The sequence below is a fragment of the Streptomyces rimosus genome, from assembly GCF_008704655.1.
Taxonomy (GTDB): Bacteria; Actinomycetota; Actinomycetes; order Streptomycetales; family Streptomycetaceae; genus Streptomyces; species Streptomyces rimosus.
In genome coordinates, this window is record NZ_CP023688.1 from 9,318,814 (window position 1) to 9,335,993 (window position 17,180).

Genomic DNA, 17,180 nt, shown 5'->3' on the forward strand with positions numbered 1-17,180 from the left:
TGGTCTGCACCGCCAGCGGCGGCGGCAGCACCACGATGCTGCGCTCCCTGACCGCCCAGTTCCTCCACCAGGGCGCCCACGCCCTGGTCCTCGACCCCAAGCGGATCTCCCACCTGTGGGCGAAGGCCCTGCCGACGGTGACCCACCGCGGCAACATCGCCGGCATCCACGACGCCCTAATCCACCTCGCCTCCGAACCGAAACGCCGCCTCGACCTCGACGGCGACCTGGACGGCGTGCCGCGCCTGATCGTCGCCATCGACGAGGCCGACACCACGCTGCGTCAGCTCGCCCGCTACTAGGAGACCTTCTGGCAGAAGGATGACCCGAAGACGTCCCCGGCCATCGCCGTGCGCGAGGAAGCCCTCTGGGTAGGACGCGTTGCCCACGTCCACATCATCTTCGACGGACGGCCCCACACCGCCGCCCTCGGCGGGATGTCTGCGGCCCACGAGCTGTTCGCCACGGTCGTCTTGGCGCGGTTCACGGCCGACACCTGACGGCGCCTTGCCCCGATGGCCGGCCCCACCCCGAAAAGGCAGAATCCGCACCCGGGCCGCTGCCACGTCGTCCAGCACAACAGTACCCACGAGACGCAGGCGGTCCTGATGACCGACGCCGACGTCGTCAACTGGCTCACCGACCCGGACGACCACGAGAGCTGACCCGGCGACGGACACTCCACGGGCCCCGGGGGCAGCCATGAGTGCCTTTTTCTTGTATCAGCAGGTCAAGAGCTGTCAGGCCGGAATGGGAACTTGGTCCAAGTGGTCGGGGAACGGTCACCGCGGCCGTTTCCCGAACGGGAACCGCTGCGACTGCGGTGGCTCGGGGGAAGAAGGTGGCTGCCGTACTCTGCCCGCGTGGACGGTACGGATGAGTTGAGGAGTCGTCCCGGCTGGCGGGTGCTCGTCGTCGGGGGCGCGTCGGGGATGGGGAAGACCGGTGTCGGGCGGGCCTTGGCGCGGCGTTACGAGGTCCCCGTCGTGGAGGTCGACGACATCGTGGAGGCCCTCCTTGCGGTGACACTGCCCGAGCACCTGCCGGAGGTCCACTTCTGGCGCACCCACCCGCAGGCCGCCCGCCAGACGCCCGAGTCGGTGGTCGAGCGGCAGATCGCGATCGCCGAGACGTTGGCGCCGGCGATCGAGGCGGTGGTGGCCAACCATGTGGGCACCGACACCCCGGTGATCCTGGAAGGGGACTACGTCCTGCCCAGACCGGCGACGCCCAAAGGCGCGGTCCGGTCCGTCTTCCTCCACGAGGACGACGAGGAGCAGGTGACGGCCAACTACCTGCGCCGGGAGCCGGAGGCCGGACCACAGCGCCATCGCGCACGCGTCAGCGTGCTGTACGGCCGGTGGCTCGCCGCACAGGCGCGGGCGGCCGGCGTGCCGGTCGTCGCTCCACGTCCGTGGGAGGACCTGGTCAGCCGTGTCGCCGAGACGGTGGAGGACGCCTCTACTGAAACTGTCGTACCGACCCGAACCACCAGGTCCACCGGTCCCCAGCCCGCGGGTCGTAGAGCCTGGGGCGGGTCCAGCCCGGGGACTGCTTGAACAGGCGGAACGTGTTCTCCTGCGGAGCAGCGAGCGGGACCTTGCGCCGCTCCGTGGGAACAGACGGCGAACTGCTGGCGGTGACGGCGGCGGCAGCGCCTACACCACCGCGGCGCTGGTCGGCATCGGCGCCACGGCGGTCGCGACGCTGACAAGCCTCGCTCTCGCCGCCGACGCTCGTCCGAGAGCACCCCGTAGGAGCTCGCGCCCATAGGCGGTGGGGGGCCTCGGCGGCAAGGCGGGCGCCGGTCCCGATGAAGATGGAGTCGCGACATGCTGTGACCACTGGAGAGGCTGGGCCCGTCCTGCCGTCACGGCCGTCAGTCCGCCGCCTTGGGCCGCCAGCTGGAGGCCCAGGCATCGAGCGGGGCGAGAGATGCCTGAAGGGTCCTGCCCTGTTCGGTGAGCAGGTACCCCTCGCCGGCGTGCTCGACGAGGTCGGCCTGTCCGAGCTCGCGAAGCCTGTCTGCCAGGACGCTTGATGAGACGCCGCCACATCGTTGCTGGAGCTGGCGGAAGCTCGGAGATGAGCCGTCCCGTAGCTCCCACAGGACGCGCAGCGCCCAGCGCCGGCCCAAGAGGTCCAGGAGCGCCATGATCGGGCGCCCCGTGTGCGAGCCGCGGACCCGGCGGCCTGGCAGTGGTGTTGGTCGTGTCATCTGCTTCCCTTTCCGAAGCGTCAATGGTAGCGTCCCGCCATGCCTCTGAAATCGAAGCATCCTCGCATCGAGCCGCTCTCGCCGCCCTACGGCGAGGCAGCCGGCGAGGCCCTTGAGCTCCTCGGGTATTCCCCCATCCAGCTGTTCCGGGTGTGGGCCCGCCGGCCCGAGCTCGCCCGCTCCATCGCGGGCTGGGGCAGCTACTACCTCTCTCGGCGCTCCGCTCTGACTCTGCGCCAGCGCGAGCTCGTCATCGACCGGACCACCGCGCTGTGTGGCGCCGACTACGAGTGGGCTGTGCACGTCGCGGGCTTCGCCGAGAAGGTGGGACTCGACGCGGCGCAGCTCGCGTCCCTCGCGAAGGGAAGGCCGACGGACGACTGCTGGCACACCACCGATCGTGCCGTGCTCGAAGCGGTCGACGAGCTCCATGCGACCTTTGACCTATCCGACGACACCTGGGCGAACCTGGTCGCTGCCACCGATGAAGACGCCGCACTCGACCTGATCTTGATCTGCGGTTGGTACCACGCCATCTCGTTCACCGTCAGGGCGCTCCGCCTGCCCCTTGAACCCGGCACCGAGCCGATCTCCGCACACTGATCCAAGTCACATGCACGCATCCCAGCACTGGAGATCCCATGCCCAAGGGCTACTGGGTCAGCGTCTACCGCACCGTTTCCGACCCTGAGAAGCTGGCTGCTTACAACGAGCTGGCCCGTCCGGCCGTCCAGTCCTGGGGCGGCCGGACCCTCGTCCGTGGCGGTCGGGTCGTGGCGTATGACGCCGGAATCGCCGAGCGCACCGTCCTGGTCGAGTTCGACAGCTTCGAGCAGGCCGTCGCGGCGCGCGAGAGTGCGGCCTACCAGGAGGCGCTGGTCGCCCTCTCCGACGGCGTCGAGCGCGACTTCCGCATCGTCGAAGGCATCGACTGACCGAGGCCCAGCCGGATCCTCACTGAAGGCTCATAGAGCTCGACTCGCCGAGGTGCTGTGCAACGGCAGCTACACCCTCACCCCGCTCGGCCACGACGCCCGCGAGGCCCTGCGTTCGGTCACCGAGCGGTCGCAGCGGTGGGCTGCCGAGCGCCCCGCCCACTGCCGCCGAGGGTGCAAGCGCAACCGGTTCTGACAGCGGTCCGTGCGCGGACCACCTCAGGTTTTCGGACCGTAACCGCAGGACTGGAAACCACGGACCATGACGCCGATGGCGCCGTCGGCCATGGAAGCCGTCGCCCGGCCGAATCTACGACGGGTTCGCTTTCCACGTCGGACGGCACACGGGCGCTCGCCCGTCGGCAGTCGGCGCCCGCGCAGGAACACCGGACGGAGGCGGCGCGCGGTCGAAGAAGCCGTAACCGTCGGCGCTCCCGTGGCCGTCAGCTGTCGGGGTGTGGGGCCTGGCGCAGCAAGGAGACGGTGGCGGCCACGATGGCCGCCGTGGCGTCGTCCGCGCCGCGCGCTGGATCCTGAAGCTCCTCGGGGAGGGCGACGGCGGCTTCGAGGACGCCGGCGTGGACGGTGACGTTGCGCAGCGCGGTCAGAGAGGCGGCGGCGCGGCCGACCGAGGAGGCATCGCCGGGCTGGGGGATGAGCTGGGCAACGCCCCGGCCCAGGGCCCGGGGTGCGGGGTGCTGGTCACCGCACCGCGTCCCGTACTGGCCCCGCCCTCTGGGCCGACGCTGGGAACGATGCGGAAGAAGACAGAGGGCCCGAGGGCGGCGGGCCGGGCCGGTTCGTCACCGGCGTCTGGCCGCCGTCGGCCCGGCCCGTCGTGTACTCGTTGTTCTTCCCCGAGACCGCGGCGGACCGCGGCCACCGCCTTTGGCCGCGGCTGAAGAACCTTGGCTCACAGCCACCGCTTGGCTGATTCGACACGGTCGCCGCCGCTCGTGTTGAACGCGATCGCAGCCTTCGGCGCATGGCGCCGGGTCAGTTTCACGACTTGTTCAAAGCGTGGCAGAAGCGGCTCCGGCGGGGCAGCCATCGCGTCCGGCCTCCTTCGCATGTCCCCGTGCCTTCGTCACCGCGCACGCCGCCTGTCCGTCGTCACCACCGGCGATCTGCTCTCCCGGACGGCGGGCAGGGGCGCCGTCGGCCGCCGGACGGCGTATCGCACCGCGCACCGTACTGCCTGCCGGGGTGCACTGGGACAGGCACGGCAGCGCAGCCCAGCGCGCCTGCGAGCCCGCCGTACGACGGCTTGCCGGGACCCAGCGTGCCGCTGCGAGAAAGGCGCCCGAGGTGGAGGAAGCCGTCCCGCCTGCATCCGCGACCGTCGTCATCAGAGCCGGAAGCGCCACGTATCCCTTTACGCTCGCGTCCGGACAGCTCGGCCGTATCGGAACGTGGCGAGAGGCCGTCGGAAACGCCCGGACCGTCGCGGTAATCACCAGCCGGCCGGTGGCGGCCCTGTTTCCCGGAGCTCTGCGGACCATCGCGGAGACCGGAGCCCGGCGCGTCGTCCTTGAGGTACCTGACGGAGAGGACGCCAAGACCCTCCAGGTGGTCGGCCGCTGTTACCAGGTACTGGCCCAGGCGCGGTTCACTCGCAGCGACCTGGTCGTCGCCCTGGGCGGGGGCACCGTCACCGATCTGGCGGGTTTCGTCGCCAGTACCTGGAAGCGCGGGGCCCGCCTGGTGCACGCGCCGACGACGCTGCTGGCCCTGGTGGATGCCGCCGTCGGTGGGAAGACCGGCATCAATCTGCCATCCGGCAAGAACTTAGCCGGTACCTTCTACCAGCCCGAACGTGTCCTGGCCGACGATACGGTCCTGACCAGCCTGCCCGTACGTGAACTGCGCTCCGGTCTGGCCGAGGTCATCAAGTGCGGCTTCATCGCGGACCCCGCCATCCTCGACCTCCTGCCGGATCCGGCGCGTGCCCAGGCCCAGCGGTACCTGCGGCTGATCGAGCTGAGCGTACGGGCCAAGGCGCAACTGCTGTCCGACGACGTCACCGACCGTGGCCTGCGCCGACACCTCAACTACGGCCATACCGCCGGCCAGGCCATCGAGACCGCCAGCGGCTTCACCCTGCGACACGGCGAAGCCGTCGCCCTGGGCATGGTGTACGCGGCCCGCCTGTGCGAACTGCTGACCGGCGCCCGCGGCGTCACCGCCGACACGCAAGACGCTCTGCACCGGGTGGGACTGCCCACTCGCCTGCAGGCTGCCGTCTCCTTCGAGCAGATGTGGGACCTGATGCAGCAGGACAAGAAGGTCAGCCCCGGCCGCCCTTCCTTCGTCCTCAGCCCCCGCCGCGGCACCGCAACACTGGCCTGCATGCCGCAACGGGAGATCGCACGGGCCGCCTTCGACGATGTCCTGCGCCCCGAACGACGGTAAAGCAGCGTCGCGTCGGTGAAGGGGGGTAATGCCGGGCGGCGGGCAGCATGCCGCACTGGATCCTTGTCTCTGTCCGGCAGGGGTGCGTACTGGGCGCGGGCCCCAGGCCGACAGCCTCGGACGCGACGATGGCTCCAACCGGTCCCCGAACGCCGAGTGGGTCACGGTGAAGAACACCGGCCGCCACGCGGTCAACCTCACCGGCTGGACGTTGACCAGCCAGCGTACCCACGTCACCTACCGTTTCCACTTGTGCCTGGGCGGTCACCGGCAGGTCCGCGTCCACGTCGGCCGCGGCCTCGACACGATGCGCGGTGTCTACCAGAACCGCCGCACCTACGCGTGGGACAACCACTGCGACACCGCCACCCTGCGCAACGACCACCGCCTGGTCGTCGACACCAAGCACTGGAACCACCGGTAACAGGCCGGTCGGCCGGCACCGGGCCCGGGTGTGCCGCAACCGAGGGGCTGCGGCACACCCGGAGCCGTACTCCCGCGCGGCGGCAAGCTGCGGGGCCAGGACGCCGGCCCCGCAGATGCGTGGACGGAAACGGGCCAAGCGGTCAAGACAGACACCGAACCTAGGGGCCTCCCGTACGGCAATGGCCTGCCGATCTGGTCATGTCCGCGCTTCTCCGGAGGCTGCGATGTTCCTGCCTTCGTCTGCGCTGCGGCCTGCGGTGGCCGTGCTGGTGGGCGCTGCGCTGTTTGCCGGCTGCACCGGCGGCAACGGTGGTGGTTCCGCCAGCGGCAAGCGCCGGGAGAGCGCAGGGGCGTCCGGCGCGGCGCCGGCCCGCTCCGCCGCTTCCGCAAGCGGCGGTGCCGCCTCGTCGCTGATTGCGAACGGGCCGGGCCCGCAGGCGCACTACACGGTCCAGGCTCAGCCCGCCCCCGGTACCTGCCACTACCGCACCGTCCACGGCCAGCCGCTGCAGGACGCCTCCTGCACCCCGGGCGCACTGAACCCGGACGTCATCCAGGCGACGCTGAAGACCGCCGTGTGCCGCACCAGCGGCTTCACCTCGACGATCCGCCCGCCGGTGTCCGTCACCAGCGTCGAGAAGAGGGCGAACGTCCGCTCCTGTGGCTACGCCGCGAGCCTGCACGACGCCGAGTACGGCCACCTGATCTCCCTGGAGCTCGGCGGCGCTCCCAACGACGCCAGGAACTTGTGGGTCGAACCCCCCGCCCCCTGGCCACACGCCCGGCAGCGGGCCCACCAACCCCAAGGGCGCCGTGGGGAACAAGCTGCACCAGGCGCTGTGCGCGGGGCAGGGCACCCTCGCCCAGGTCCAGCAGGCCATCGCCACCGACTGGACCACCGCCCTGGCCACCCTCCACCTCACATGAACGGCACCCCGGCTCAGGGGCGGCGGGCGATCCAGGTGGTGCGGGTGGTGCGCACGCTCAGGTCGTCTCGGTGCGCGATGCTGTGCGGCTGCGTCTCATCCAGCAGGGCGTCCAAGGCGTTCAGATCGTCCGCGTCCAGGGTGTCGGTGGCATGGGATCGCAGCTTGGCCAGGCAGATCTGGGCGTAGGTGTTCAGAGCTGGCCCTGCCTGGGTGCCGTCGAGACGGATCCCGAAGGGGCGGCGCTCTTCCACGACGAATCCGGCCCCCGTCAGAGCACCGGTCCATTCGTGGGGCGGCTGGGTATTCGTGGCGTTGTGCAGGCGGGCCTCCAGGCCGGGCCGGCCCACACCGGCGTCCTCGGGCAGGAAGCGGGGGAAGAAGTCCATTTCGGTGACGGCGATGAGCCCACCGGGACGCAGCTGCTCGAAAGCCCGGGTAAAGGTGCCGGCGGGATCGGCTACGTGGTGCAGGAACGCAGCGGCCCAGATCAGGTCGTAGGGCCCTCCTTCCTTGATCTTCGTCCAGGGCTCGTCGAGGTTCGCCTCCAGAGTGCTGATGCGGTCGGCGACGCCGCGTGCAGCCGCTTGCTTCTGCAGTCGGTGCAGCATGTGCGGAGAGATGTCCACCGCCGTCACCCGCGCGGCGGGGAACTGCCGGATGAGGGCAAGGCTGCCGGTGCCCGGGCCGCTGCCGAGATCCAGGATCCGGGCCGGGGCAGGGCCGGCGAGATGGGACAGAAGGTCGGTCAATTGCGCGAGGTAGGGAGCGAGGAGCTCGGCATCGAGTTCCAGCAGCTGCGCCATCGCGATGTCCGCGCCCCCCGCCCGCTCGTGCCCTATATGCCCATTCGTGTCATGGTGTGTGGTCATGCCTCGACGTTAAGGCGATCACTGCCGAGACGGCATAGGGTCTTGCCAATGGAGCAAGAATCGACGCTGGACGCCACTGTCAGGATGCGCATCAGGTCCCTGCGCAAGGCGCGAGGCTGGTCACTGGACAACCTCGCCGAACGCGCGGGTATCAGCCCCTCCCAGCTCAGCCGCATCGAGACCGGCCACCGGCGCCTCAGCCTGGACCAGCTCACCGCCATCGCCGCCGCACTGGGCAAATCCCTCGACGAGCTCGTGGAGTCCCCCGACGACTCCGACGTCGTCATCCGGCCCGAGCGCGACGAGCGCCGCGGCCTGACCACCTGGCTGCTCAGCAAAGACGACGGACCGCAGGGCCTGACCGTCGGCAAGATGCGCATCACCGAGCAGGCCGGCGGTGTCGGCCCGGACGACTTCGGCGTTCACCCCGGTCGCGACTGGTTCACCGTCCTGTCCGGCACCGTCGTCCTCTACCTCGGTGAACGCGTCATCCGCGTCGAGACGGGGCAAGCCGCATCATTCGCCACCATGACCCCGCACACCCTGCGCAGCGACCGCGGCCCCGCCGAGATCCTGATCATCCTCGACCACAACGGCGAACGCAGCCATCTCGGTACCTGAAGACGGCAGGCGTTGACAACGCTCGTGGCCAATACACCCAGGAGGCCGCGGCTGCGGAGGCACTGTGGTGATCCGTGTCCTTGCGGCCCAGAGGAGGCTGAAGCACGGATGCCGGCCTATGCGGGTACCTGGCGGACGGGCCTTAACCGGTCGTTGTGGTGCGGCGGGGCGATCTGCGATGACGCAGCGACCGGCGCAGTGCGCGAAGGGCCGCCGCCCGCGCTTGGTCTACGTCCCGGCCGGCGCCATGGAGATGCTCGGCCCCTATCCGCTGATCGAGCGCCCCGGCATCGTGGCCGCCCAACGCACGCTGCGCCGATGCCACCGTGAGCTGTTCGTCGTCGACCGCCTGAGGGCCGATGGCACCCGGGCGCGCGGGGCGCTGGACGGCGTCACGATCACCCGGACGGTCACGATGTTCAAGCCAGGGCGGCATGCTGCCGGGTGAGATGGGGCAGCTCCATGACCTCGCCGAGGCCTGCCGCGCCGACGGCTACTGGGACTTCTTCCTCACGGCCACGGCGCTGCGCTCACCGGCGGGGGCGGCTCCTCCGTCAGCCCGGTCGCCATCCGCGGACCCGGCTGCGGACCGTCGGGTTACGGTGGACGGCAGCTCGTTCGAGACATGAGGGTGAGGGCGAGGATGATGGCGGTGGCGAACACGGCGCAGGCAGCACCGGTGCCCGAGTGGGTCGTGAAGTTCATGGACGCCATCGACACGCTGGAGTTCGAGGAGGGTTTCGCGCCGCTGACGGAGGACACCGACATGTTCTTCGGCACCGCGCATGTCCACGGTGTCGAGGCCATCAAGGCGTTTTTCGTCAAGATCGACGAGCCCCTGGTCATCACGCACGAGGTCCTGGAGTTCTGGACCGCGGGCGACGGCGTCCGCCTGCTGCGGGGAGAGGCCATCATGGCCAAGAAGAGCGAACCGGACCGCGTGGTGCGCGCCCCGTTCACGCACATCTTCTACCTCGCTGACGAGGACCCGGTGCGTGTCCGGGAACTGCGCGTCAGCGCAGGCCCGTTGCAGACCGACGCGGTGATGTAGCCGCTCGCGCCGCCTGGGCGAGCTCGGGCCCGCAGGTGGCGCAATCGCAGTGGAACACCCTGTGGAAGCGGCTGAACGCTGCACGCAAGCGTGCCGGCGAGAAGCTGTGTTATCCCTCCTGCTTGGTGCCTCTGTAAGGGGTGGGACCGGGGCTCATTCAAAGGCGCGGCCGTATGTGGCGGACGGGCTGCGGCCGGTGCGCGGCGCGCACAGCTTCTCGAACTCCTGGAGGGCGGGCCGCCGCAGATTCGCCCGGTCCCGGCGACCACCGATCTCGGCGAGGCGCTGGGCTGGGTAGGCGCGCTCGGCGGTGTGGAAGGCATCGTGTCCAAGCCGGACCGGCCCTACGCGGCCGGCCGTACGGCTGGCCCGACCAGGTTGGTGACCCCGGAGGTGCCAACCGGGCCCGGCGAGTTGGCGTTGACCCGGATGCCGCGGCCCTTGAGCTCGTTGGCCCAGACCCGGGCGAAAGAGCGTACGGCGGCCTTGGACGCCGCGTACAGACCGAACCCCTTGGCGCCGTTGTCGGCGGCGGTGGAGGCGTTCAGGATGTCCGAGGCGCCGTCGTGAGCAGCGGCAGCGCCTTCTGCACGGTGAACAGGGCGGTGCTCAGGAGGCGCGGTAAGCGGTTCGTTCGGCCTCTCGTGCGGATGCGCGTGACGTCAGCCGGCCCGTACCGGTCGTCAGCGAGGCGGTCGTCGGCGGAGGCGATGGCGACTGGTGTCCGCGGCCGTCATCCAGCGGGGCTGTCCGAGGGCTGGGGTTTGCCGAGCATCTGGCAGATGGCCGCTTCGACGAGGGCCTTGTTGTTGGTGGCGGCCTTTTTCTCCTTGATGCCGAAGTTCGTGCTCGTCAGGACGGCGACGCTGCGTCGGCCGCTCGCGTCGGTGTAGATCTCGCTGGAGTAGCCGGGCAGGCCGCCGGTGTGCCCCCAGACGGTGCCGCAGGTGGTGTCCACCCGCATCAGCCCCAGTCCGTAGCCGCCGCCCTCCTCGGGAGCGTCGACCGTGGTGCGCATCTGCTCCAGCTGTGCCTTGGGCAGCAGTTCGCCGGAGATCAGCGCGGTCAGGAAGCGCTGCCAGTCGTGTGCGGTGGAGACCATGCCGCCGGCCGCCCAGGACCAGCTCGGGTCGATGGCAGAGGTGTCGATGTTGCCCCCGGAACGCTCAGGACCGGCGAATCCGACGCCTTCGGGCAGGTCAACGGTCCCGGAGAGGATGGCCTTCAGACGCTCGGCGTCCGGCTCGTAGCCGGTCACGTGCTGCTGGCCGGTGTTCCAGCCGGCCTTCGTGGCGAGGTAGGAGTCCTTCATGCCGAGCGGCCCGGTGATTTTCTTCTTGATCAGCTCGGCCAGGCCGCTCCCGGTGGCCTTCTCGAGAATCAGTCCCAGCGCCTCGTAGTTGGCGTTGCTGTACGAGTACGTCTCGCCGGGCTCGGCCGGCGGGGCCTGTCCGGGCGTGACGGCGAGCAGCTGCTGCGGTGTCCAGGCGCGCTTGTCCTGACCGGTGAGGGAGGGCAGGAACTGCGGGGTCAGCAGGAAGTCGCCCAGGCCGCTGGTGTGGTTGAGCAGCATCCGTACGGTGATGTCCTTGCCGCCCTTGACCAGTCCGGGCAGCCACTGCTCCACCGTGTCGTCGAGGCCGATCCTCTTGTCGGCGACCTGCTGCAGGACGAGGGTGGCGGTGACCGTCTTGGTGTTGGAGCCGACCCGAAACCGGTCGCCGGCGGCGATGCGGTGGTCGTCCTCCGTCCAGGCGGCCTGCCGGGCGAGCTCGACGGGCTTGCCGTCGCCGGAGTCGATGCGGACGATGACGCCCAGGGAGCCGGTGTCCGCCGCCTTCTGCGCCAGGCCGGCCAGCCGCGCGGCGGCCGCTGTGCCGGCCGCGCTCCGTCCGGCCCCGTCCGACCCAGCATCCGAGCAGCTGACGAGCGCCGCGCCCAGGCAGGTCGCCAACGCTATGGTCAGCGCCCCCCGACGGATCCGGTGACGGCGCGACGACATGTGTGAGGACATGACAAGTTCCCTTCGGCGTGACAGTTGCTGCGCGCGCAGAGGGACCTGGCAGCCACCCGTCGGGCGGCCTTGCGGCGGGTCCCGCGCACACCGACCATTCAGTCAGCGGCGCGCCCCCGCTACATCGCTCGAAGGCGGGCTTCCCGGCGACGCGTGGTCACTCCAAGGAATGACTCCGAGGTACCCGGCATCTCGCCGCCCCGCCCGCCCACCGGGGCGGGTCAGGGCAGGGTGTTCCTGGCCAGTACCGCCGCCTGCGCCCTGCTCTGGCAGCCGGTCTTCGTGAGCATGCGGCTGACGTGCGTCTTCACCGTGTGCAGGCTCACCATGAGCCGGTCGGCGATCTCGGCGTTGCTCAGCCCGTCCCGGATCAGACGCAGTACGTCGACCTCCCGCTCAGTGAGGTCCCTCAGCCGGGCCAGTTCCTGGTCGCTGGTCCGGCGTCGGCCGCTGAGATGGCCCTCGATGATCCGTTGGGTCACCGCGGGGCTCAGCGCGCTGTGCCCGGCCGCCGCGGCACGGACTGCCCCGGTCAGCTCCTCGTACGAGCTGTTCTTCAGCAGGAAACCGGAGGCCCCGGCCGCCAGCGCGTCGTCGACGTACTCGTCCAGGTCGAACGTCGTCAGCATGAGCACCCGGCTGCGCCCCGGCCCGAGCAGTCTCCGGCGGCCCAGCTCGGCCAGCGCCCACAGACCGTCGCGGCGCGGCATCCGGATGTCCATCAGCAGCACGTCCGGCCGCAGCCGCGCGCACGCCTCGACGGCTTTCTCACCGTCGTCCGCGGTGCCCGCCACGGTGATGTCCGCCTGGCTGTCCAGGATCGCGCTCAGTCCGGCGCGGATGACCGGCTCGTCGTCCACGACGAACACGCTGATCTGCTCAGACATCCACACGCTCCAACGGCATCGTGGCCACGACCCGGAAGCCGCCGTCACCGGTCGGGCCCGCGGTGAGTCCGCCGTCCAGCGCCCCCACCCGTTCCTCCATGCTGACCAGGCCGAGCCCGATGCCCGCGCCGGCCGTGCCGCGCCGCGGGGCGCGACCGTTCACGATCTCGCACCGCAGTTCTCCCGCGACGCCGTCGACACTCACCCGGACCGGCGCCCCGGGCGCATGCCGACGCGCGTTGACCAGTGCCTCCTGCACGACGCGATACGTCGCCAGCTGCACCGGCCCCGGTACGGACTCCGGCGCGATGCCCACCGTCAGCCCGGCCGTTCCTCCCGCGGCACGGTGACTGTCCAGCAACGCCTCCAGCTCACCGAGGCCCGGCACGGGCTGGAGAGGGGCGGCGTCCGCGGGATCGCGCAGCATCCGCAGCAGGTCACGCAGCTCGCCGCTGCTCTGCCGGCCCGCCGCCGCCAGCCCGTCGGCCTGGACGCGGGCCCAGTCGGGCAGCTCGCCGCCGCGGGCCCGCAGGGTCTCCGCGTGCACGACGAGCAGGGTCAGCGAGTGCGCGACCACGTCGTGCATCTCTCCGGCGATCCGTGCCCGCTCACGTTGCGTGGCCTGCGCCGCCTCCAGGGCCTGTGCCCGGCGTGCGTCGGCCGCCCGCCGCTCGGCCGCGGCCAGGAGTTCCTGCCGGGTCCGCGCGGCGAACCCCATGGCCCACGCCAGCGGCATCGGGGCCAGCGCGGCGAGGACATCCAGGCCGCCCTGGAAGTCACCGGAGTCGGTCGTCATCCGATTCAGCCACAGTCCGGCCACGCTCAGCACGCTGACGCCGAGGACCGCCGATACGGTCCGCCTCCAGCTCGCGACGTGGTTGCCCAGGCTGTAGAGCAGCACCGCCAGGGGCAGAAAGACCAGCGGCGACAGCTTGGCTCCCGCGCCCGCACTCCCCACCAGCGCAGCAAAAAGGGCCCCGAAACCCACGACGAAAGCGGTGGTCGGCAGTCGCCGCCTCAGCAGCAGGACCCCCACGCCCACCGTTTCGTACACGGTGAGCGACGTCCAGGCCGGCCCGGAGGTGTCCACGTACGGCTGCGACAGCAGCGCCGGCAGAAATGTCAGTACGACCAGCCCGGCGTCAGCGCCCCACCCGGGCCACCTGCCGTCCATTACTCTCATCCGCCCGACCCTATGACCTCGCACGCGGGCCTTCATCACTCCAAAGAGCCACTCGCACGCTGTCGTGGCTCGACCCGCCTCACCGAGGACCAAAGGGCCCGCTCCGTCGACGGCACCACCGTGGCGACGCTCCAGGAAGCGACCTCACCGACGGTGGTGGGGACCTTCTCCAAGTGAGCGTCCGTCACCGTCGGTGAGGCGGAGCGTGAGTCCGGCGCGGCCGTGTGGCTGTGTCACTTTCGAGGGGAGTCATTTCGAGGTGACTTGGGGAGTTGTTTCGCGGCAGCAGGCAAGACCAATGCCAGTGACTTTTGATGTCACTCCTGGCTGTCAGTGCCGGGTGGGAAACTGCCCGGCATGATCGAACCGAACCCGAAAGAGGACCTTCTCCGGTACTTGCAAGAAGGGCGTGACGCCCTGGTGTGGAAGCTCGATGGGCTCTCGGAGTACGACATCCGCCGCCCGCTGACCCCCACGGGCACGAATCTGTTGGGGCTGGTCAAGCACGTCGCCAGCGTGGAGTTGGGGTACTTCGGCGACACGTTTGGGCGGCCGTTCTTCAACGAGGAGCCACCGTCCTGGTGGTATACGGAGGAGTCAGAGCCCAACTCGGACATGTGGGCCGCGGCATACGAATCACGGGAACAGATCGTTGGGTTGTATCGCCAGGCGTGGGAGCACTCCAACAGCACGATCGCGGCGCTGCCGCTTGACGCGATCGGTCACGTCCCGTGGTGGCCGGAGGAACGCCGAGAGGTGACGCTGAACCACATCCTGGTGCGCGTGATCTCCGATACTCAGCGGCACGCCGGTCACGCCGACATCGTGCGAGAGCTCATCGACGGATCCGTCGGCTATTTGCAAGGCAGAGACAGCTTGCCGCCAGGGGATCAGGCGTGGTGGGAGGGCCACCGGAGCCGACTGGAGCGCGTGGCGCGGGAAGTGAACGGCTGATCTCGCCTGCTGCCGACCCCGTTGGTTCCGGGGCGGCTATGCGGCACCGTTCAGCCGGCTGCGGTCTGCTCGGCCAGGGCTTTGGTGTGGGCGAGGCGATAGGACTCGGTGCCGGTCTGGATGATGGCGCCGTTGAAGGTGAGCCGGTCGACAATGGCCGCGCAGAGCCGGGGATCGGTGAAGGTCTTCGTCCAGCCGGAAAACGACTCGTTGGAGGCGACGGCGACGCTGTTCTTCTCCTCACGTTCGGTCAGGACCTGGAACAGCAACTCGGGCCCGCGCCGGTCGAGTTCCATGTAGCCGAGTTCATCGATGCATAAGAGACCGACACGTCCGTAGCGGGCGGTCGTCTTGGACAGCTGCTTGCCATCGGCGGCTTCGACCAGCTCGTTGACGAGTTTGGTCGCCAGCACGTAGCGGACGCGGAAGCCTGCATGGCGGCCTCGGTGCCCGCTGCGCTTCCGCTGCCTGGGCTGCGAACACGTGCGGCGGACCGGGCGCGAACACAGGTACGGGCACCCCGGCACCGTCTCGCCGCCCCTCCCCATGCTGAGCGGGCCGGCCGACAGCCCCGAGATCGTCGCCGACTTCCATGCCATGGAACCCTTGGACGAGACCGCGGCCCGCGCATTCGACGAGCTGCGCGAGGCCACGCTCGCTGTATTCGCCGGCACGGCCCTCGAAGCCGGCGACCTGATCATCGTGGACAACCGCGCCGCCGTGCACGGCCGTACAGCCTTCCGGCCCCGCTACGACGGGCAGGGCCGGTGGCTGCGGCGCTGCTTCGCGGTCGCCGACCTGCGCCCGTCCCGCGCCATCCGGGCCGCCGGATCCCAGGTGTGCGCGCCACTGGGGCTGGTGAGCGCGCCATGAGAGGGCACGACCGTCTCATGCCTGGCCAGTGGGGGCCTCTGCTTCCAGGGCGGTGAGCAGTTCGGCGAGGGCGGGCAGCGACCGTTCCAGCGCCTCGCGGCTTTCCGGGCGCAGGCCGGCCAGGGCACGGCGCAGGGCGGCGGTGCTGGTGCGGTCGTAGCGGTCGAGCATGTCGAGGGCCTTGGGGGAGGCGGTGAGGTGGGCTGTGCGCAGGTTGGTGGGGGAGGGGGTGCGTTCGACCAGGCCCGCTGTGGTCAGGGTGCGGATGAGGTTGCTGACGGTGGAGGGGGCCGCCTTGAGCCGGGCGGCGGCTTCGCGCGGGGTGATCGTGCCGGCTTCGGCCAGGACCCGCAGGAGTTCGATCTGGGCCTCGGGGAGGTCGGGCAGGCCCTCGGAGCGGCGGGTGCGCAGTACGGCTCGGCGCAGGGGGCCGAGGAGTCGGCCGAATTCGGTCGCGGTGTCCATGACTCCATTGTGCCCCAGCTAACATTTTGCTCCAAAACAGTTTTGCTGCAAAATGAAGACGCGGATCCGTACTCATCCCATCCGTACGAGGAGGACACCATGACCACTGTCGCTGACCCCATCCCCGCCCAGGACCTCTCCGGGATCGTCGGCCACCGCTTCATCTATACGTACGCCAACGGCTGGCAGTACGAGATGTACGTGAAGAACGACCACACCATCGACTACCGCATACACAGCGGCCACGTCGGCGGCCGGTGGGTCAAGGACCAGGAGGTCGACCTCGTCCGGCTCGACGAGGACAGCTACAAGGTGTCGTGGACCGAGCCCACCGGCACCTCGGTCTCCGTCAACGTCATGCCCGGCAAGCGCCGCCTGCACGGCGTGATCTTCTTCCCGGACTGGATCCGCCGGCACGGCGAGCGCACCGTCTGCTACCAGAACGACCACCTGGACGCGATGCGCGCCTACCGCGACCAGGGCCCGACCTACCCCATCTACGTGGTCCCCGAGTTCGCGAAGATCACGCTGTTCGAACACGTCGGCGCCGATGACGACTCGGTCGTCTCCGTCGCTCCCGGCGACCTTCCTGCCGGCTGGTCCCAGCGCACCGACTGAGTCATCCGCCCGCGCCGGCCGGGTACCTGACGCTGGCTGCGGACCGGCTGCGGGACGCGGTGAACGCTGTTCCCTCGCCGCGTGCTTCAAGCAGCTCGCCGAGGTGTGCGCGGGAGATTCCCGACAGGGCAGGATGGGAACAGGCCGCACGGCGCCCAGGCGTGTCTCACAACTCACCCAACCTGTGCGGCTCTCCTCACGTCACTGGTCGAGAACCTCCGTGTTCTGGCAGGCGACCAGGCGCCATTGCCCGCCCTCCTTGGCCATCACGTAGAGCGGGGTGCCCGGGTTCCCGATCGGCTTCCCCTCCAGCGTCCAGTACTGCGCGTGCGCCTTGACCGCGGCGACGTCGGGTCGGATGAACAGCACGTTCACCACCTCGTACGTGGCCGTCGAGTCCTTCATGGCTCCCGGCAGCACCTGGTGAGTGAAGGACGAAATCTCATCACGACCGGTGAGGCGCTTGCCACCGCCCGTCGTCCAGATCGCATCGGCCCGGAACAGGCCGACGAACTCCTCGGGCAACTCGTTCTGCTGGGAATGCTCAAGCGTGGCGAACACCTGCTTGATCGCCACGATCTCGGCTTCCTGCGTTTGCTGGTCCGTCACGGTCGTCTCCATGCCGATCATCATGGAACCTCAATCGCACTTGAGATCAAGCCTCGCCCCAAGGTCGATCGATCCCCAGCCCGTAAGCATCCCGAGGAGGCGCGGAACCGGGGCAG

General features: G+C 69.9%; 23 protein-coding genes and 2 pseudogenes. 14 read left to right on the forward strand and 11 right to left on the reverse strand.

Annotated features, from left to right (window positions below; all coding sequences use genetic code 11):
- The first annotated feature begins 35 nt into the window (after positions 1-35).
- The 3 genes from CP984_RS40745 (at position 36) to CP984_RS40750 (ending at position 1,559) form a co-directional block, all read left to right on the forward strand.
- Positions 36-302, forward strand: coding sequence for a hypothetical protein (locus CP984_RS40745; RefSeq protein WP_003979293.1), 267 nt, complete (start codon positions 36-38; stop codon positions 300-302).
- Positions 303-515: 213 nt separating this feature from the next.
- Positions 516-665, forward strand: coding sequence for a hypothetical protein (locus tag CP984_RS41730; RefSeq protein WP_156100319.1), 150 nt, complete (start codon positions 516-518; stop codon positions 663-665).
- 198 nt (positions 666-863) lie between these two features.
- Positions 864-1,559: a hypothetical protein gene (locus CP984_RS40750; protein ID WP_226048762.1), complete on the forward strand. Its 696-nt coding sequence runs from the start codon at positions 864-866 to the stop codon at positions 1,557-1,559.
- A gap of 320 nt (positions 1,560-1,879) precedes the next feature.
- Here CP984_RS40750 and CP984_RS40755 read toward each other — a convergent pair whose 3' ends face one another.
- Positions 1,880-2,155, reverse strand: a complete 276-nt coding sequence (locus CP984_RS40755) for a winged helix-turn-helix transcriptional regulator (RefSeq protein WP_003979295.1) — start codon at positions 2,153-2,155, stop codon at positions 1,880-1,882.
- A gap of 102 nt (positions 2,156-2,257) precedes the next feature.
- Between CP984_RS40755 and CP984_RS40760 the strand changes: the two genes are divergently transcribed.
- Genes CP984_RS40760 through CP984_RS41735 form a run of 3 tightly spaced genes read left to right on the forward strand, consistent with a single transcriptional unit; the run spans position 2,258 to position 3,349 of the window.
- Complete coding sequence (locus tag CP984_RS40760; protein WP_003979296.1) at positions 2,258-2,821, forward strand: carboxymuconolactone decarboxylase family protein; 564 nt, start codon at positions 2,258-2,260, stop codon at positions 2,819-2,821.
- 38 nt (positions 2,822-2,859) lie between these two features.
- Positions 2,860-3,153, forward strand: coding sequence for a DUF1330 domain-containing protein (locus CP984_RS40765; protein WP_003979297.1), 294 nt, complete (start codon positions 2,860-2,862; stop codon positions 3,151-3,153).
- A gap of 52 nt (positions 3,154-3,205) precedes the next feature.
- Complete coding sequence (locus CP984_RS41735) at positions 3,206-3,349, forward strand: hypothetical protein (protein WP_156100320.1); 144 nt, start codon at positions 3,206-3,208, stop codon at positions 3,347-3,349.
- A 717-nt stretch (positions 3,350-4,066) separates the two neighbouring features.
- On the opposite strand, the gene CP984_RS41740 is transcribed toward CP984_RS41735, so the two are convergent.
- Positions 4,067-4,204, reverse strand: coding sequence for a hypothetical protein (locus CP984_RS41740; protein WP_156100321.1), 138 nt, complete (start codon positions 4,202-4,204; stop codon positions 4,067-4,069).
- A 257-nt stretch (positions 4,205-4,461) separates the two neighbouring features.
- Here CP984_RS41740 and aroB point away from each other — a divergent pair, with 257 nt between their 5' ends.
- Both aroB and CP984_RS40780 read left to right on the forward strand, forming a co-directional pair.
- Positions 4,462-5,565: a 3-dehydroquinate synthase gene (aroB, locus tag CP984_RS40775; protein WP_003979299.1), complete on the forward strand. Its 1,104-nt coding sequence runs from the start codon at positions 4,462-4,464 to the stop codon at positions 5,563-5,565.
- An 82-nt stretch (positions 5,566-5,647) separates the two neighbouring features.
- Positions 5,648-5,989: a lamin tail domain-containing protein gene (locus tag CP984_RS40780; protein ID WP_003979300.1), complete on the forward strand. Its 342-nt coding sequence runs from the start codon at positions 5,648-5,650 to the stop codon at positions 5,987-5,989.
- 483 nt (positions 5,990-6,472) lie between these two features.
- Here CP984_RS40780 and CP984_RS42510 read toward each other — a convergent pair whose 3' ends face one another.
- Entirely contained in the window at positions 6,473-6,619 is a 147-nt protein-coding gene (locus tag CP984_RS42510) for a hypothetical protein (RefSeq protein WP_226048763.1), read from the reverse strand.
- Positions 6,620-6,931: 312 nt separating this feature from the next.
- Positions 6,932-7,789 carry a class I SAM-dependent methyltransferase gene (locus CP984_RS40790; protein WP_030183683.1) on the reverse strand — a complete coding sequence of 286 codons (858 nt, stop codon included), beginning with the start codon at positions 7,787-7,789 and terminating at the stop codon, positions 6,932-6,934.
- 48 nt (positions 7,790-7,837) lie between these two features.
- Here CP984_RS40790 and CP984_RS40795 point away from each other — a divergent pair, with 48 nt between their 5' ends.
- The 3 genes from CP984_RS40795 to CP984_RS40805 all read left to right on the forward strand — a co-directional run bounded on the left by CP984_RS40795 (position 7,838) and on the right by CP984_RS40805 (position 9,461).
- Entirely contained in the window at positions 7,838-8,410 is a 573-nt protein-coding gene (locus CP984_RS40795) for a helix-turn-helix domain-containing protein (protein ID WP_030183686.1), read from the forward strand.
- A gap of 178 nt (positions 8,411-8,588) precedes the next feature.
- The gene (locus CP984_RS40800) at positions 8,589-8,858 is read left to right on the forward strand and encodes a hypothetical protein (RefSeq protein WP_030183688.1); all 270 of its coding nucleotides are present in this window, start codon (positions 8,589-8,591) and stop codon (positions 8,856-8,858) included.
- 195 nt (positions 8,859-9,053) lie between these two features.
- Complete coding sequence (locus tag CP984_RS40805; protein ID WP_003979305.1) at positions 9,054-9,461, forward strand: nuclear transport factor 2-like protein; 408 nt, start codon at positions 9,054-9,056, stop codon at positions 9,459-9,461.
- A gap of 353 nt (positions 9,462-9,814) precedes the next feature.
- Here CP984_RS40805 and CP984_RS40810 read toward each other — a convergent pair.
- The 4 genes and pseudogenes from CP984_RS40810 to CP984_RS40825 form a co-directional block, all read right to left on the reverse strand.
- Positions 9,815-10,062: pseudogene (locus CP984_RS40810) on the reverse strand (SDR family oxidoreductase); the annotation flags it as partial.
- 132 nt (positions 10,063-10,194) lie between these two features.
- Entirely contained in the window at positions 10,195-11,475 is a 1,281-nt protein-coding gene (locus tag CP984_RS40815) for a serine hydrolase domain-containing protein (RefSeq protein ID WP_176564566.1), read from the reverse strand.
- Positions 11,476-11,696: 221 nt separating this feature from the next.
- The gene (locus CP984_RS40820) at positions 11,697-12,362 is read right to left on the reverse strand and encodes a response regulator (RefSeq protein WP_003979308.1); all 666 of its coding nucleotides are present in this window, start codon (positions 12,360-12,362) and stop codon (positions 11,697-11,699) included.
- On the reverse strand, positions 12,355-13,536 hold the full coding sequence (locus tag CP984_RS40825) for a sensor histidine kinase (protein ID WP_003979309.1): 1,182 nt from the start codon (positions 13,534-13,536) through the stop codon (positions 12,355-12,357). Before CP984_RS40825 ends, CP984_RS40820 begins: the two co-directional genes overlap by 8 nt.
- Before the next feature lie 366 nt (positions 13,537-13,902).
- Between CP984_RS40825 and CP984_RS40830 the strand changes: the two genes are divergently transcribed.
- Complete coding sequence (locus CP984_RS40830; protein ID WP_003979310.1) at positions 13,903-14,499, forward strand: DinB family protein; 597 nt, start codon at positions 13,903-13,905, stop codon at positions 14,497-14,499.
- A gap of 50 nt (positions 14,500-14,549) precedes the next feature.
- Here the strand turns inward: CP984_RS40830 and CP984_RS40835 are convergent.
- Positions 14,550-14,930: pseudogene (locus CP984_RS40835) on the reverse strand (ATP-binding protein); the annotation flags it as partial.
- 52 nt (positions 14,931-14,982) lie between these two features.
- Here CP984_RS40835 and CP984_RS40840 point away from each other — a divergent pair.
- Entirely contained in the window at positions 14,983-15,372 is a 390-nt protein-coding gene (locus CP984_RS40840) for a TauD/TfdA family dioxygenase (protein ID WP_003979312.1), read from the forward strand.
- Between the two features lie 15 nt (positions 15,373-15,387).
- On the opposite strand, the gene CP984_RS40845 is transcribed toward CP984_RS40840, so the two are convergent.
- Positions 15,388-15,837, reverse strand: coding sequence for a MarR family winged helix-turn-helix transcriptional regulator (locus CP984_RS40845; RefSeq protein ID WP_003979313.1), 450 nt, complete (start codon positions 15,835-15,837; stop codon positions 15,388-15,390).
- Positions 15,838-15,936: 99 nt separating this feature from the next.
- Between CP984_RS40845 and CP984_RS40850 the strand changes: the two genes are divergently transcribed.
- The gene (locus CP984_RS40850) at positions 15,937-16,455 is read left to right on the forward strand and encodes a phenolic acid decarboxylase (protein WP_003979314.1); all 519 of its coding nucleotides are present in this window, start codon (positions 15,937-15,939) and stop codon (positions 16,453-16,455) included.
- A gap of 201 nt (positions 16,456-16,656) precedes the next feature.
- Here CP984_RS40850 and CP984_RS40855 read toward each other — a convergent pair whose 3' ends face one another.
- The gene (locus CP984_RS40855; protein WP_226048765.1) at positions 16,657-17,076 is read right to left on the reverse strand and encodes an SgcJ/EcaC family oxidoreductase; all 420 of its coding nucleotides are present in this window, start codon (positions 17,074-17,076) and stop codon (positions 16,657-16,659) included.
- Positions 17,077-17,180 lie beyond the last annotated feature (104 nt).